Here is a 16,236-nt window from a genome sequence, read left to right as displayed (position 1 = left end):
ACCTTATGCGCTGCCTACAAGAGATAACAATCTATTAACGACTTTGTTAGTACAGATGCCTTCAGCTTGAGCCTGATAGGTGAGGAGGATACGATGCCTTAGTACAGGGAATGCCATAACCTGCACGTCTTCGGCGGTAACATAATCACGTCCGGATAACCAAGCATGAGCGCGAGCACATCTATCTAGAGCAATAGTTGCTCGAGGGCTGACTCCCATTTCTATCCAATTCTCTAACGTATTGTCATATTGTGCTGGTTGGCGTGTTGCCATTATGAGTCGAATAATATAATTTTCAACAGTGTCAGCCATATGGATATTCAATACATCTTGACGTGCTGAGAAGATGTCTCTCTGGCTGATTGTTGGAGCCGGAATATTCTGTTCACCTTTAGCCTCACCACGGTTTAGACGCAAGATGTCGAGCTCACTTTCGGCATTCGGATAATCAACGTTGAGGTGAAGAAGAAAGCGGTCTAACTGAGCTTCAGGTAGTGGATAGGTGCCTTCTTGCTCAATAGGATTCTGTGTTGCCATGACAAGGAACAGTTCAGGTAGTGGGTAAGTCTTTCTGCCCGCGGTAATTTGTTTTTCCGCCATGGCTTCTAACATTGCAGCTTGAACTTTAGCTGGGGCACGGTTGATTTCGTCTGCCAAGATCAGGGAATTAAATATAGGACCAGCTTGAAAGGTGAACTCACCTGTCTCTGGGCGAAAAATGTCGGTCCCCGTTAAGTCAGCAGGTAATAAATCTGGAGTAAATTGAACACGATGAAAGTCACCTTCGATGCAATCAGCAAGTGACTTTACTGCCCGAGTTTTTGCGAGGCCTGGAGGTCCTTCGACTAAGATATGACCATCTGCGAGTAGCGCGACCAGAAGCTGTTTGACTAATTCAGCCTGACCAATAATCTGACTTTCTAGATATTGTTGTAGCGTGTTAAATGACTGAGAGCTCATCAATGTTTATCTCCTAACTTTTTCACTTAGTGGTTTCATCTGCAAAAAAGTTCACCCTTTTTACTTTTTTACCTTTTGTTTGGCTAATTATTAGTCAAACAAAAGGTAATATATAAATACCGTTATTTCAGTTAGTTACAATATGGGGTTTTTTACTCATGTTGCAAGTAGTCAATGTTGAAAAATAGGTTTTACTAATTTGTGCAAGTAAAAAGATGTCTTTTTTAAGGTAGACTAGGTCGTTGCAGATCAAACTAATGTTATCGTAATTTGTAAATGTTGAGGTAAAATAGCTTGTCTGTATTACGGAACTGAGAAACAAGCATTATGAGTGAATTAGAAAAAGATTTAGAACAGATTACGCATGACATGGCCGATGAACCTGAAGTTCCATTACCTTCCCTTGAAGAGCAACAATCAGTTGTGGCGGAGCTGAAAAAACTCGAAGAAGCAGGGGAGTTAACTCCTGAAATCCTAAAGAAATACTTTGGTCGGTTCTATTCAAGAGGAGGCAACTCCGTTCATTAGAGATATATTAGCTTTTTCTTTTACCTAATCAAGTCGCTATATATTTGTTTATTTTATGCATCATAGCGATGTGACTTCTTAAAGTAGTTAAACAGCGCCTTTAAGACGGTCTTATCTGTAACAGACGCACCGTCAAATTTTAAGCCATAACTAAAGTAGTCTTCTACAGGTACGACATGCATAATATTTGCATTGATGGATATACTACTTCTACTGTCTTTAGTGACTCCTTGTGGTAATTTAACTTCCAACGTGATGCTAGTGTTGCCTTTAAATTCTGTATTGGAACGTACTTTCGCTCCTTCCATGCTAATGTCGCTGGTAAGACCTTCCGCATTTTTTCCGCCTTGGGACATTTTAACGCGAATTTTGTTGTCAGCTCTTGGTTCGATTCGTTGCTCGTCTTCGGGCATAGCCATTGATTCGTTGAGCGTGGTTTCAAACCCTCTGAGTTGACTATCTAGAGCTTCTGAGATTTCATGTAAATCACTCGCGACGAGGGAGGTTGTTTTGGCTTTGCTACTACTCTCAGCTAATACTTTAAATAGTTCTTTAAGCTTGGTATCCAAATATTGCAGATTGTCAGCCTGTTCCCGATTGAAATTGGCAATAACCTCAGTACTCTCGGTAGTTTTGCTTATGCCATCTGACATGGTGGTAAACGATTCTACTGTGTTAGCAGAAGTTTTCTTCGTTTGATGCACAGCACCTACTACGGCTTGCATAGAGTTAACTGAGTTTTCGACTTTTTCCATTAACTGGGTAATCAGGTCTGAGATCTCTTGGCTTGAGCTTGATGTCCTTGCCGCAAGGTTACGAACTTCATCTGCCACGACTGCGAAGCCCCTACCTTGATCGCCAGCCCGAGCAGCCTCTATAGCGGCATTGAGGGCAAGTAGATTGGTTTGTTCGGCGATATTATGAATGGACTCGGTAATTTCATTAATTTGATGTGTAAAGTTCTTAAGCTCTTCTATTTGTTCAGCAGTGTGGTTGACCGAATCTACCGCAGTGTTGAGTTCTTGGATACTATTATTGACCACTAGAATTCCAGATTGCGCTGTTTCCATCGTACTTTTTGAGGTTGTTTCGGTGCTCTTGATGTGTTGACTTACAACATCTGATATTTCCAATAACGAAGTGATGGCTTCAAGGACTTGCGAAGAGTTTTCTTGTTCTAGTTGACTGCTCGATGAAATTTCGGAGGAAACCGCAGAAACTTGGTGAGCAGAGTGGGCCATCTGGCGACTATTTTGTTGAACGACATTGATCACATCATGCAGAGATACACGCATTTGCTCGATGTTGCGAGTTAAACTGCCCATCTCATTATCAAAATGTTCTGTCTCGTCGTAGTCTTTGAGATCGCCAGTAGTTATTCGGCGAGTCGTTTTGACCGCCTGCCCGATTGGGCCCAAAACATTTCTTAACGTTAACTCGGCTATTAGAATAGTTAAAATAAGCGAGAAAATAGCGATTATGATTTGGTTGCGCTCCATTTTTAATATTTTTTCAAAAGACTCATCATTAAACATTGTAACGGCTTCGTTCATATTCTTTAAAACTTTAACGCTATATTTACTCAGTGATTCGAGATTTTCCGGAGAGTCTCCATCTTGCAAAATACTGGAAACATTTTTCTTTTGTTGCTCCCACATTTGTTTCACTATCTTAAGTTGTTTTTGGATGTGAGGAGCTGCGGGGGGGATGTCGACTGGTTTGGTCATCCCAAGGTCCGTATATGTGGTTCCGCCAAAAGTGAGCGCTTTTAAAGTGATATCAAATAATTGCTGCGTTTTGCGGCTAGCAGATATGTCAGGCTTGCTATTTTTCTGATGAGCGATGTCCATGGCAAGCAAAAATTCTTTGGTAAACTTCTGGGTAAGCATACGTTGCCTACCGGCCATATTGATAATCATCCCATCGTTTTTTTGTTTATCGAGAGAGGTAATCGTATATCCGACTATAGAGGATAAGATGAGTGCAAAGAGGAGTGTCAGGAGTCTAAGTTTTGTCTTTAGGCTTAAATTGGCAAAACTAAGCAAAAACTGTCGGTTACTGGTCATCAATGTCCCTTAACTTTTCACGAGCCGATTCTGAATTTATACCATAAAAGTTATATGCATAATCCTATATCTTCAAGTTACTCGCGGTTATTCTTTTTCTACTTTATTGAGGGATTTATAATGCCTTGGCTTTTTATCTGAGCTTACTGTTTCAGGCAGGGGAAATAGAAGTGTATAGGGGCTTGTTTACATAAGATTTGAGTTATTGAAAAAGCGCTCTAATTGAGCGCTTATCGAAGATTAGTGTTGAAAAGTCAATTTATGGCACCCCATGACCTTTTGATGCTACCCAGACTCGATACCATTGTTCGCGGGTCAGCTCAAGTTTTAGAGATTCAACAGCGGCTTTCACTCTGTCTATTTTGCCTGAACCAATAATGGGTATAGGCATAGAGGGCAGGGCTTTAACCCAAGCAAATATAACTTGGTCAATACTTTTGGCGCCAAGCTCGAGCCGGATACTCTCTAGTTCCTTTCTAACTCGCTTAGCTTGTTCTGTAGAACCAGTGAAAATATGACCGCCACCGAGGCAAGACCAAGCCATAGGGCGAGTTCGATTCATTTGTAATATATCTAGCGTTCCGTCATGGGCAACGTCAAAGTTAAGAGGGTTTATTTCAACTTGGTTGGTTACTAGTGGTTTGGATAGCCTAGATTGTAGTAAGTGAGATTGATTGGGAGTAAAGTTTGAAACGCCAAAGTGTTTCACTTTTCCTACTTTATATAACTCATTAAAGGCATTAGCAACTTCATCTGCATCCATTAATAAATCTGGTCTATGGATAAGAAGTACGTCGATTTGTTCTATGTTTAAACGTTCTAGAGAATTATCGACTGAAGTGTAAATATGTTTGGCGCTGGAATCATAGTGGTTAATTCTACGCTTTGGAAATTGTTTATCGCACAACATGATGTTGCACTTGGTGACAATCTCTATTTGATCTCTGATCGAAGGCTCAAGTTTTAAAGCTTCTCCAAACAAAGATTCGCACTGATAATTCCCATATATATCGGCATGGTCAACTGTTGTAATACCCAAATCGATATGTTGTTTTAAAAAAGACAGCCTTTTCTTCGGGGACATTTTCCATTCAGCTAGTCGCCAGTAGCCTTGTATTAGCTCCGAAAATTCAGGTCCCTGTGGAGCTATTGTTACCTTTGCTACCATGATTTTGTCTCCCAATTAAGATTTGATTATACAGTAGCTTGTTTGTGACATAGCTCAACTGATATGGATAACAAATTAGAGCTTGCAGACAAAAAATATTAGTTTGTTGTAGAGAGTGAGTTACTCATCCGAATATATCTAGGACTCCCACCTAAAGCTTGCTGATACGAGCATCATAATGCCTTAGGGTAGGAGTGTTTGTGCTAGAAAATGTATGCGGCTCCAGAGTCTTCATTATTATCGTTTTCTGGGCTATTAACACCTGTTGAATTGGAATCTTCTTCTCTGGCTGTAATCGCTAATTTTTTCCCATCGCCAGATAGGGAAAGACTGATACCAAACAAGTCATTCATACCCGTGTTGGATGCTTTTATGTATGCTTGTTCGATCCAATTTGAACCATTGAAGAAGAATGTATAAGCTGATCCGGAGTTGGCGGTGTTGTTATTATCTTCACCGTTTACGCTTTGTGAATTAGAGTCCTCAGATGAGGCTCCCACTGCGAGGGTATTGCCATCCTCAGACAAGGATACTGATACACCGAAATAATCTCCTGCTCCACTGTTAGAAGCCTTAATATAAGTCTGCTGAGACCACTCTATACCATTAAAACGAAAGATATACGCCGCGCCAGATTCTAAGGCACTGTTATCGCCTGAACCAATATTAATTTCATTGGAATTCGAACTTTCTTCACTTGCTCCTATTGCCAAGATGTTACCATCTGATGATAAAGAGACAGAACTACCAAATAAATCACCAGAGCCAGTATTAAGTGGCTTAATATACGCTTCTTGAGCCCAACTAGTCTTGTACTTATAGATATAAACAGCACCAGCTTTTGTCAGATTGTTGTTGGACTGCCCAACGTTAATCTCAATTGAATTGGACTGTTCATTAGTCGCACCTACTGCTAAGACGTTGCCATTGTCTGATAAGGCTACCGAGGATCCAAATCGGTCATCTGCATCAGTATTAGAGGCTTTTATATAGGATTCTTGTGGCCAACTGCCGCCTTGGTAACGAAATAGATAAACGGCACCAGCATCTTGCGTACCTAAAGGGTCATTGCCTTGGTCACCATTAATACCTGTTGAGAGTGAAGCTTCCTCAGTAGCACCGACCACTAAGGTTTTTCCATCACCTGACAGATCTAAAGAATTACCAAAAAAGTCACTAGTCTCTGTATTCGATCCTCTCAAGATAGCTTCTTCGCTCCACGAGCCAGCATTAAAACGATAAACATATACAGCACCTGCGTTAATTCCATTAGTGCGTTCACCTGGTGCTGCTACAGCAAGAGTATTACCGTCAGATGATAAAGAAACGTTCATTCCAAAAAAATTGGCCTCACCGGTGTTAGAGGCCTTAACATACGCTTCTTGATTCCACCTGTTATTATCAAAGCGAAAAATATATGCGGCTCCAGCTTGTATTAGTGAATTGTTATTTGAACCAGAGCTATTAATGCCCGTTGTGTTTGATTGCTCAAAAGGCGAACCTATAACGAGTGTTGTTCCATCCCTGGATAGAGAAACACTAAAACCAAACTCATCATGTGAATCCGTGTTAAAAGCTTTTATATACTGAATTAAAACCGAAAGTTCTTGTGGGGCAGCAGCTTTCTCATTTGAGAATCGTTGACCATTTTCATTTAGGGCAATCACAAAAAATTGTTCTTTCAATATCTCTAATACGCCTGAACTTGGTAATGCCATTTGTAGAGAAGATGTTGTGCTTTGTTCGTCACAATTATTTTCTTTTTCGGCATCCTTTCGGCATAGAATGTAATTAGTCGCACCGTTAGACTTACTCCATTTGAAAGTAATGTTCTCTTTTGTGACAAGAATATCTTGAAGGTTAAATTCTTGTGGTATTAAACCTTTAGCCCCTGGATATGTAGTAGCACCACCACCACCACCACCGCTATCTCCGCATCCGTATAAAGTAAGTACAGCCGAGAGAATTAATAAGACGCTATTTTTATACACAGACATTGTATCTCGACCCTAGTGATATAAGTGATATAAGTGATATAAGTGATATTAATGCTAGTTGTTAGTGTAAAATATACAAGGTCTGGCTGAATCACTTAATGTAGGTTACATGCTGTCGAGTGTGTGAGCGTTCGAAGCTCCCCCCTTTTTTTGCTCAACATAAATCACTTCGCTGGTATCAAAACCACGCTGCTCGGACATTTGTTTAAACTTGTCGATAATTTCTTGGTCAACTGTGGGAGTTCGAGATAGAAGCCAAAGATAGTCATGGTTAGGCCCTGAAATAAATGCATAGCTATAGTTATCTTTATCAAGTTCAAACACGACGTAAGAACCATAGAAAGGCCCGAAAAATGACACTTTCAAATACCCCTCATCGGCACTGTTAACAAAAAAGGCTTTGCCTTGGGCCTCGCTCCATTCATCGTTCTTTGCATCGTATCCTCGATTGAGAACGGACACTCCGCCATCATCTCTTAGTGAGTATTGCGCAGTGACGTCGGATAACCCACGTTCAAAGGAATGGTCTAGCCGAGCAATCTCGTACCATGTACCAAGATATTTATTAATTTCAAAATTATTTACGGGTTCGACGTTGTTGGGCATACCCAAGCAGCCAGACAGGGCGAATAGAACACAAGTTATCAGTATATTTCTCATCAGTATCCCCAAAATTAAAGTACTTGTTACGTAAAGTGGATAAATTGGATCACAGTGAATAAGGCCAAAAAGCTGAATGAAAAAGCCATAATCTACAAAATTTATACTCTCTATGAAAACCGTTCTCTAGCTAGAAAGCCGAAAATAAAATTATTAAAGTCATAGGTTTATGTAAAACTAAGAAATACAACTCACAGTGAGCCTAAATAACCCGCTGGTTTTCACTCTGTAAAATAGGGTACTAAAACGGACTTTCGGCCTCAAAGATCATTCGTTCTTTAGTGTAAGGATGATCGATGATTAGCCGTTGTGCGTGGAGGTGCAATCGCTTCGCTCTTTGTCCATAGAGGCCATCCCCATACATGGGCATGTTGAGCCCGAGTCGATGAGCACAGTGGACTCTTAGTTGATGAGTTCTTCCCGTTTTAGGATAGAGATATAACTTACTCTGACCATCTTTGGTCTCAATACATTGCCAATGAGTCTCAGCAGATTTACCATGTTCAAAGCATACTAGCTGGCGTGGCCTATCGTCAGGATCGCCTCGCATTGGCAAGTTAATTTGCCCGCTTTGGTGCTGGACTTCTCCTTCCACAATTGCTGCGTAGCGCTTGTTCACTGTTCGAGTAATAAACTGCTTTTGTAAACTTTTGTTGGCACGTTTGGTCAGGGCGAACACGAGTAGTCCTGATGTTGCCATATCTAGCCTATGTACTACAAATGGGCCTTCAGCATCTGGATAGCGCTTTTGAAGCCGAGTAATGGCAGAATCTTGTATGGTTTTACCAGGAATAGAGAGTAGGCCGGCAGGTTTATTGATGACAACTATCGCTTCGTCTTCAAATACAATGTCCATCGGATCATGCTCTGCCCATGCTTTCTCAAGAGGGTTGTCGTCCACTTCCATACCTTGCAGCATGTGGCCTAAAATAGGCTGGCATTTACTGTGACATGAAGGGTAGAACGTCTTATGCTGGCGGATCTCTGATGCAGGTGAATTTCCCCACCAAAACTCAGCCATAGCAAGCGGTTTAAAGCCATGTTTAAACGCGTAGTGGAGAAGCTTTGGTGCTGCACATTCCCCAGCACCCGCTGGAGGTGTCGTGCCCTCAAATATTGAGTTTAGCGATTTTTCTTCCGAGTGAATATTAAAAAAACGATATTGCTCAAACAATTTATGTTGAAGAGCATTTGATAATGTTTTTCGCTTATCTTTGAGCTGGTTTAGCTCAAAGATAAGTTTTTGCCACTCGCTTTTAACCTTATGAATCTTGCCTTGCCACTCTAGTTTTAGGTATTTAAGCGTGTTTTTATCATCCACACTTTGTTTTGCGAGCTCTTCCAGAGCAAGCTTAAGTTCTATATCGTTGAGGTGAGACTGAGCATATTGACGCTGCGATTTTCTTGCAGATCGATTGGCGATCATTTTTTCTCGATGAGCGCTTTCTTCTTGTTGATATCTTGATTCGAATTTCTCTAACTGAATGGCAAGCTCTGTCAGTTGAGCACTGTTATTTAGAATATCGATCTGGTCATTGATCGATATGATCTCTTTATTATCAGCATGGAAAAAGCTTTGTTTAGCAAACATATCAAAGACGGGAGGAACAAAGCGTGTCAGCTCACTCTGCCCAGCGACTTTCCCCGAAAAAGCGGATAGATAACCAATGTCACCTTGCTGAGACTCAGCAATAAGTACCCCAAACATTTTTCCCACTCCGTCATAGCTATGATCAAGCCCAAAGTTATGAGCCCACTCTTTCTGAGTCATTAGGTAGTGTTGAAGCTCGCTGGCAGCAAGTTTACATAGCGGATGAGGCTCATAGAAAAACGGGAAAGTGAATTTTTCAGGCAAGATATATTCATCAATACAAGCATTGAAAAGGGTAAAAGGATAAGTGCTATGATGCATATGATTTGCCAAGGTGACCAAATAGGAGCCAGATTTTACTCATTTATCGATGAATTTCCAATGGCTCCTGCTGGTATTTGGCTGCAAGCTTCCGAAAGCTTATACCCTGAGATTGTTCCTCAACTTTGGTTGTTTGAATCGTTTAGCACTGCGCAACAATACCAAGAACGCAATAGCCATAACGGTCGCTGTCATCGCATTGACTACAGACTGAGAAGAACCATCATAAAAGCTGCTTGCTGTATCAATAGCAATAGCCACAATGACAAGTCGGATGGATGTCACCAAGGAGGCCGCAATGCCTGTCATCTCAGGAAACACTTGCATGGAGTCTGCAAAGAAAAGCCCAATAGAAAGTGCTGCACCTACTGAAAATACACACACTATAAAGGTCAGAAAACCTGGTGAACTTAATATCGTATTTGGCACCAGCCAGAACGTGGCGACGGCAAGAAAAATCAGGCAGAGCCCAGAGCTCTTTAGTTTTTCCACACCGAATCGGTCGATAAGGCGTCCGTTACTCAAGCTGACTAGAGCAAAAGTTCCTAGTGTGGCCATTTGGTGAAATGGAAAATACTCAGGCTTGACTTCAAGGTTATCAACATACAAAAGTGACATGTTTGAGACAAACACCATATAGCCTGCGAGAGTTAAACTGGTTATCAGTGTGCTGTACCAGAATGAGTAGGATGAAAGTACACACTTGTAATCAGTAGTTACTCGACTGAGAATCAACGTTTTACGTTTTTTGGATGGCAGAGATTCAGGTATAAAGAAGAAACATGTCATCGCTGAGATAAAGACTAAGGCGGCGATAAACTTAAAGTTTGCATGGTATCCCATATGAATACTGATCCAACCGCCAATAAGCGGGGCAAAAGCCATGACGCTGACTGTCAGCGTGTTGAGGTCTGACACTAACTTTGCTGCGGACTCTTCTTCAAAAAGATCGAAGATCATGGTGGTGCCCACAATGATACAGGCAGAACTACCAAACCCTTGAATTAAACGAAATGCGAGCAATTGATCAATCGTTTGTGCAAATACGCAGCCAATACTAGCACCAAGGAATATGAAAAAGCCAAACATCATAATAGGCCTACGGCCAAAATGATCCGATAGAGGGCCATAGATGAGTGAGCCAAGACAGATGCCAATAAAGTTGTAGCTGATAATTCGCTGAACCATGACAGCGTTAGTATTTAAATCTTTTAGTATGTCTGGAAATGTAGGTAAATAAATATCGGTCTCCATCGATGCTGCAAGAAAAATCAGCATCAGCAGAAAACGAAACCATTTTCCTTGATGAGAAATAGGAAACATAATTAATCCAACTGAAGTATGTTGTAGATGACGCGAGCTACGGCCACATATAGTGCTGTATAAGCCCAAAAATATTATTATTTGAGGAATGCTGAAGGCTAGAGAGGAATAATGCCTTAAGGTAATGCATTCCACCACTTAGTTGTGAATAAGTGATGAGCCAATCTAACATTTTATTATTATTTGACAAGCTACATTGTAAATAAATAACAAAACAATTGCATAATGTCGCAATGTTGGGATGAATAACAAAGATTTCTTACTCATCTAGTCTTAAGAGCGAGGTATTACTAAAAATAACAGGGGTGAACGGTGGGTAGTGGTCGTGCCTCTTTTGAGTACAACATGCAATGAGTATCTTGAATGCGCTTAAATCCCAATTTTGTGTAGAACTCATGGTGAATATCACTATGCAAATACAAAGCTTGGCACTTTTGTCGGCCAAATAGTTCATCTTTTAGTAATGCAACTAGTTTTGATGCATAACCTTTTTGCCTCTGGTAGGGAGGTGTAGCTAAAGAGCCGATTCCAAAACAGCCTTCTTCAAGCCCGAAAGCACCTTGGTAAACAATAGCCGAGGAAACTATAGTTTTATTGTCGACCAAAACATACCAAGCACCTGATTGGTACTTCTTACTCTGACGGCAGTGTGATAGGTAATCTTGAAAAGGAAGATCATCCCCCCATACATCAAATCCCATGGCATAAATACTATCCAATTCACTGGCTTTGGCTTTTCTTAACTGCATGTGTCTGCCTTGCAAATAACCCAATAGCGAGCAATTGGGTAAGGGAAAACTTTCCCCATCACGATATCAATAAACTCTCCCCCGTTTGCTTCAATCACCCCACGGGAGGAGTTGTTCTTCTCATCGGCAGTGATCAAAGCCTTCGATATACCGAGCGATTTTGCAATCGGTAGAGCGAGCTTTAGCATGGTTTTTCCATAGCCGCGAGCACGATAAGAAGGCGCGATATCGTATCCGATATGACCGCCTTCAAAAGAAAGAAAAAGGTTATCAATGGTATGGCGGACTCTGATCACGCCAATTAAATTTTCCTCTGTGTCCATCATCCAGAAGTGACTGCAAGGGACATATCCATGGCGTAGATTTATGCCGCTCGCTTCGCTAGTTAATCGCTGAACATAGGAATCAAAGTCATCAACGCCTTCACGATAGTATTCTGCATTGATACTATCATTGTTCTCAAATTCTTGATAGAAAGACAAGAACGCAGACTGATATTCATAGGATGGTGATACTAGCTTCATTTGCACTCTACCTCTGTTTATTTAGACATATGTTTCGCGTGGAACATCAGGTGATCGTCAATAAAGCTGGAGATAAAATAGTAACTATGATCGTAACCTTTTTGCATACGCAGTTCAAGATTTGCACTATGAACTTTTGCGGAGCTAATCAGTAATTCTGGTTTTAATTGCTCGTGCAAAAAGCCATCTGTATCACCTTGATCGACCAAAATAGGTAGCGGTGATGAATTTTGTTTGAGTAGCTCCGTAGCATCGTAAGTCTTCCAGGTTTCCTGATCTTGTCCAAGGTAAGCGCTAAACGCTTTTTGTCCCCAAGGGCACTGTGTTGGATTACAAATTGGGCTAAAGGCTGAGATAGATGTAAAGCTATCGGGGTTGTTCAACCCAATGGTTAACGCGCCGTGTCCTCCCATACTGTGCCCTGAGATCGCTTTGATATTTGACACAGGAAAGTTAGCCTCTATTAACGAGGGTAGCTCTTTTACTATGTAGTCGTACATATGGTAATGCTTAGACCAAGGCTCTTGGGTCGCATTTAGGTAGAATCCAGCGCCTTTGCCCAAATCGTATGCTTCATCGTCCGCTACATCATAACCGCGCGGGCTAGTATCGGGGGCGACAATCGCGAGACCAAGCTTGGTTGCGGTGTTAAATGCCCCAGCTTTTTGCATGAAGTTTTCGTCGGTGCAGGTTAATCCAGAAAGCCAATACACGACAGGCACAGGAGAGGCCATGCTTGCATTTGGTGGAAGAAATAAGGCAAAACGCATTGTGCAGTTAAGGCTGCTTGACTCGTGGCTGTATTGTTTGTGCCAGCCACCAGCCACTTTGCTCTGGCTGATATTGATTAAGTTCATATCGTTATCTCTAGCATAGCCACCATAGCTTGATTTATGGTGACTATGAGTATCAAAAAGGAGGGTTTATCTGTCCATATGGATAACAGTGCGAATGCTTTTCCCTTCATGCATGAGATCGAAAGCGTGGTTGACTTCTTCTAGACTCATTGTATGGGTAATAAATTCCTCAAGTCCAAATTCTCCTGCCATATAGCGCTCTACAATCTCAGGTAATTCAGAGCGGCCTTTAACACCACCAAAGGCGCTACCACGCCATACTCGACCAGTAACTAATTGGAAAGGTCTCGTTGAAATTTCTTGGCCTGCCCCCGCAACGCCAATAATAACGGACTCTCCCCATCCCTTATGACAGCACTCAAGAGCTTGGCGCATAACGTTAACATTACCAATACATTCAAACGAATAATCGACACCGCCATCTGTCATATCAACAATAAAGTCTTGGATAGGTATATCGATTGTTTTCGGGTTGATGGCATCTGTTGCCCCAAGTTGTTTGGCAAGATCAAATTTACTTTCATTAATATCGATGCCGATAATGCGACTAGCTCCAGCCATTCTCGCCCCGATGATTGCAGATAGGCCGATACCACCAAGACCAAATATTGCTACAGTGTCACCTTTTTCTACTTGAGCGGTGTTTAGCACCGCTCCCATACCTGTTGTGACGCCGCACCCTAATAAGCATACTTCTTCTAAAGGCGCTTGTGGGTTGACCTTAGCCAATGATATATCAGGTAGTACCGTGTACTCAGAGAAGGTTGAGCAACCCATGTAGTGAAAAATTGGTTTGCCATCGATAGAAAAGCGTGTTGTTCCATCTGGCATTAGTCCTTTACCTTGCGTTTCTCTCACGGCTTGGCAAAGATTTGTTTTGCCTGATGTACAAAATTTACACTCACGACACTCAGCAGTATAAAGTGGGATCACATGGTCGCCTACGACAACGCTGGTTACACCTTCGCCAACCATTTCAACAATTCCACCCCCTTCATGGCCAAGGATGGCAGGAAAAATACCCTCTGGATCTTCACCAGAAAGGGTAAAGGCATCAGTATGGCAGACACCGGTTGCTACGATACGCACCAACACCTCCCCCTTTTTGGGCAGTTGAACATCGACTTCTTCCATCTTAAGGGGTTCACCTGCTGCCCAAGCGACGGCGGCTTTAGATTTGATAAACTCTTGACCTGGTTTGATATCTAGTGCCATTAGAATTTCCTTGTTATACCTTTAACTAACTGTGTTTATTGAGCTTTAATCTGAGATTTAACCATGAAAAATAGGCAGTTCCCAGTTTTTAGTGAAGTCTTGTAAAAGTTTGTTTGGCATCTCACTATTTTGAGAACTTACTGTAAAATAAGCGAGAGCTTAAGAAGGGCCGGGTCCAAAATCATTTTTATGCACTTGGTGTTCCACAACGTCGCTAATATCATGAGCATTTTGGAGAGGATTTTCTGATACAGCTAGAATATTCCACTCATTCATCGTTTCATAAACAGGGGGCTGTGATATATCGACCTCTTCTGCTTGGCCTTCGCTTGCCACTATTTCTTGATAAGTTTGAACGGGTTGTTCAGGTGGGTTTGCCACAGTAGTATCACTTATGGCCCGTTGGTCGGAGTCAATAGATTCCGTCATGGCTGTGAGTATGGCTGACACATTTTCAGGTTGTTTTTCGGCCAGCCATATTACGAGATCTTCTATTTGGTTATCGTCAGAACTGGCAAGTTGGTTAGCTATATCAAGTGATAACTCGGGGTGCGTAAGAGCGAGCGACCGAAACATATGTGTCGTATCAATATTGTCAATTTTACCTGTCCGTTCCACTAGAGAAATTGCCCACTGAGGCTGCTTATTCACAAGGCTACGAATGAAAGTGATGGCATTAATAGGGCTTGAAGCCGTAAGTTGATCGATCTGCAAGAGTGCTGTTTCCCACTTAACTGAGCTGTCTTGGTAGTCAGTGCGAGGGTCAAGCTCTCCGTGAACGGAAGCCGGAGTGTGCATAACAAATGTTTCCTGTTCCTCAACAGGGAGGGCTTCGCGCTCTGACATTCGGTAAATAATAAATGTAATCAGTGCCAAATCGACCATAATGACAAAAGTAAATAACGCACTTTGGTCAATACTACCCATTAATAAAGATGCTGTGTAAGGGCCAATAATTGCGCCTATAGCATAGATGCAAAGGAGACCAGAGACTACAGGTACAAGTTGAGTTTTCATTGAGTGATCGAAGGCTTCTGCAATGCTTAATGGGTAAAGGCAGGCAATTAGACCCATTGTCATTGCAGCGAGAAAAAAAGGTGCGATTGGGGATTGCCACTCAATTGAAACGGGTAAAGCAAAGCACACGATTGCGAGCACAAAACTGCTGCCTAAAATCACCTTACGTCTTTCAAAGCGGTCAGAAAGATGGCCTATTGGGATTTGGAGTAAAATCCCCCCTGCAGTTGCAGCGCCCATAAACATAGAGAGTTCGAATCCATTTAGTCCGACACCACCGGCATAAACAGGCAACATATTGATTAAAGTGGAGTATAAAACACCACATACAAAACAGGTGATGAATCCCAACGGAGAAATAGTGTAGATTGCTTTGAGTGGAATGGTTGGTATTGACTCGATACTGGGCTCAAATTGTGCCACGAAGATGACAGGAGTCACTGATATACTAAACAACACACCGCAGATCAGAAAAAGAGTAATTTCACTTGGTGCTGCTATCACAAGACCAAATTGGCCAATTGTAATAGCGCTTAGAATAACTATCTGATTAATAGCAAGAAGTTTTCCTCGATTTGATTGGGTTGAAACGCTATTAAACCAAACATCCAATGTTGCTGTAGCACAAGCGATACAAAATCCCATTAAGGACCGCATCAGCACCCAAATCCACATGTCGGCATTTAATCCCATAGTTAGGATAGCGCTGGCCCCTAAGCTTCCACACATCGCGAATGTCCGGACTAAGCCAATTCGGCGTAAAATACGTTTACCAAGAATTGCGCCGAGTAAAAAACCTACCGAGTACATAGAAAGGATAAAGCCGATGATTTCGACACTAATATTGCTTTCTGCAAGAGACACAGGCAATAAAATACCACTCAAGCCATGACTACCCATCAAGAGAAATGAGCTAATGAACAAAAGTGTTGCTGGATAAATCGGCATGATTAATCCCTTCTACCATATGGCTGAGTTTTTAGGGATTTAGAGCTTAAATTATTGAAAAAAGCTACTAAATTCCCCATTCTGGCTAATGCTTTCTATGACCTCATATCTACATTAAAGATAAAACTATTTATACATTATTCTCTCAGCATAGGAGCTAATTGTGTGTGATGGAAAATATTTCGTTTTTCTTGCTTAAGAAGGTTAATACTTTGATATCAAGAGCAAGCATACAGGCCTAAGTTTGTACTTCGTGGGTAAATTTTCTGAATGTGGTCTGACAAGATTGACATGAGCTTTTCTTACTTATGA

General features: G+C 41.6%; 13 protein-coding genes. 1 reads left to right on the top strand and 12 read right to left on the bottom strand.

Going from position 1 to position 16,236, the window contains the following annotated elements; all coding sequences use genetic code 11:
• Positions 1-3 precede the first annotated feature (3 nt).
• Positions 4-960, bottom strand: a complete 957-nt coding sequence (locus KO511_RS20945) for an AAA family ATPase (RefSeq protein WP_215989328.1) — start codon at positions 958-960, stop codon at positions 4-6.
• Positions 961-1,287: 327 nt separating this feature from the next.
• Between KO511_RS20945 and KO511_RS20940 the strand changes: the two genes are divergently transcribed.
• The gene (locus tag KO511_RS20940; protein WP_215989327.1) at positions 1,288-1,488 is read left to right on the top strand and encodes a restriction endonuclease subunit S; all 201 of its coding nucleotides are present in this window, start codon (positions 1,288-1,290) and stop codon (positions 1,486-1,488) included.
• Positions 1,489-1,541: 53 nt separating this feature from the next.
• Here the strand turns inward: KO511_RS20940 and KO511_RS20935 are convergent, their stop codons facing one another.
• From KO511_RS20935 to KO511_RS20885, 11 genes are all read right to left on the bottom strand, one after another.
• Positions 1,542-3,554, bottom strand: a complete 2,013-nt coding sequence (locus tag KO511_RS20935) for a methyl-accepting chemotaxis protein (protein ID WP_215989326.1) — start codon at positions 3,552-3,554, stop codon at positions 1,542-1,544.
• 259 nt (positions 3,555-3,813) lie between these two features.
• Positions 3,814-4,722, bottom strand: a complete 909-nt coding sequence (locus KO511_RS20930; protein WP_215989325.1) for an aldo/keto reductase — start codon at positions 4,720-4,722, stop codon at positions 3,814-3,816.
• A 203-nt stretch (positions 4,723-4,925) separates the two neighbouring features.
• Positions 4,926-6,719 carry an FG-GAP repeat protein gene (locus KO511_RS20925; protein WP_215989324.1) on the bottom strand — a complete coding sequence of 598 codons (1,794 nt, stop codon included), beginning with the start codon at positions 6,717-6,719 and terminating at the stop codon, positions 4,926-4,928.
• A gap of 105 nt (positions 6,720-6,824) precedes the next feature.
• On the bottom strand, positions 6,825-7,379 hold the full coding sequence (locus tag KO511_RS20920) for a lipocalin family protein (protein WP_215989323.1): 555 nt from the start codon (positions 7,377-7,379) through the stop codon (positions 6,825-6,827).
• 241 nt (positions 7,380-7,620) lie between these two features.
• A complete protein-coding gene (locus KO511_RS20915) occupies positions 7,621-9,291 on the bottom strand; it encodes an RluA family pseudouridine synthase (RefSeq protein ID WP_215989322.1) in 1,671 nt (556 codons plus the stop codon).
• Between the two features lie 99 nt (positions 9,292-9,390).
• Positions 9,391-10,614: a multidrug effflux MFS transporter gene (locus KO511_RS20910; protein WP_215989321.1), complete on the bottom strand. Its 1,224-nt coding sequence runs from the start codon at positions 10,612-10,614 to the stop codon at positions 9,391-9,393.
• Positions 10,615-10,904: 290 nt separating this feature from the next.
• Positions 10,905-11,363, bottom strand: coding sequence for a GNAT family N-acetyltransferase (locus tag KO511_RS20905; protein WP_215989320.1), 459 nt, complete (start codon positions 11,361-11,363; stop codon positions 10,905-10,907).
• Positions 11,354-11,887, bottom strand: coding sequence for a GNAT family N-acetyltransferase (locus KO511_RS20900; RefSeq protein WP_215989319.1), 534 nt, complete (start codon positions 11,885-11,887; stop codon positions 11,354-11,356). Before KO511_RS20900 ends, KO511_RS20905 begins: the two co-directional genes overlap by 10 nt.
• 17 nt (positions 11,888-11,904) lie before the next feature.
• Entirely contained in the window at positions 11,905-12,744 is an 840-nt protein-coding gene (fghA, locus tag KO511_RS20895) for an S-formylglutathione hydrolase (protein WP_215989318.1), read from the bottom strand.
• Between the two features lie 66 nt (positions 12,745-12,810).
• The gene (locus KO511_RS20890) at positions 12,811-13,959 is read right to left on the bottom strand and encodes an S-(hydroxymethyl)glutathione dehydrogenase/class III alcohol dehydrogenase (protein WP_215989317.1); all 1,149 of its coding nucleotides are present in this window, start codon (positions 13,957-13,959) and stop codon (positions 12,811-12,813) included.
• Positions 13,960-14,118: 159 nt separating this feature from the next.
• On the bottom strand, positions 14,119-15,924 hold the full coding sequence (locus KO511_RS20885) for an MFS transporter (RefSeq protein ID WP_215989316.1): 1,806 nt from the start codon (positions 15,922-15,924) through the stop codon (positions 14,119-14,121).
• Positions 15,925-16,236: the final 312 nt, after the last annotated feature.

It is taken from the genome of Vibrio hepatarius, assembly GCF_018860525.1.
In the GTDB taxonomy this organism is placed as follows: Bacteria; Pseudomonadota; Gammaproteobacteria; order Enterobacterales; family Vibrionaceae; genus Vibrio; species Vibrio hepatarius_B.
This window is presented reverse-complemented; position numbering and strand designations above follow the sequence as displayed.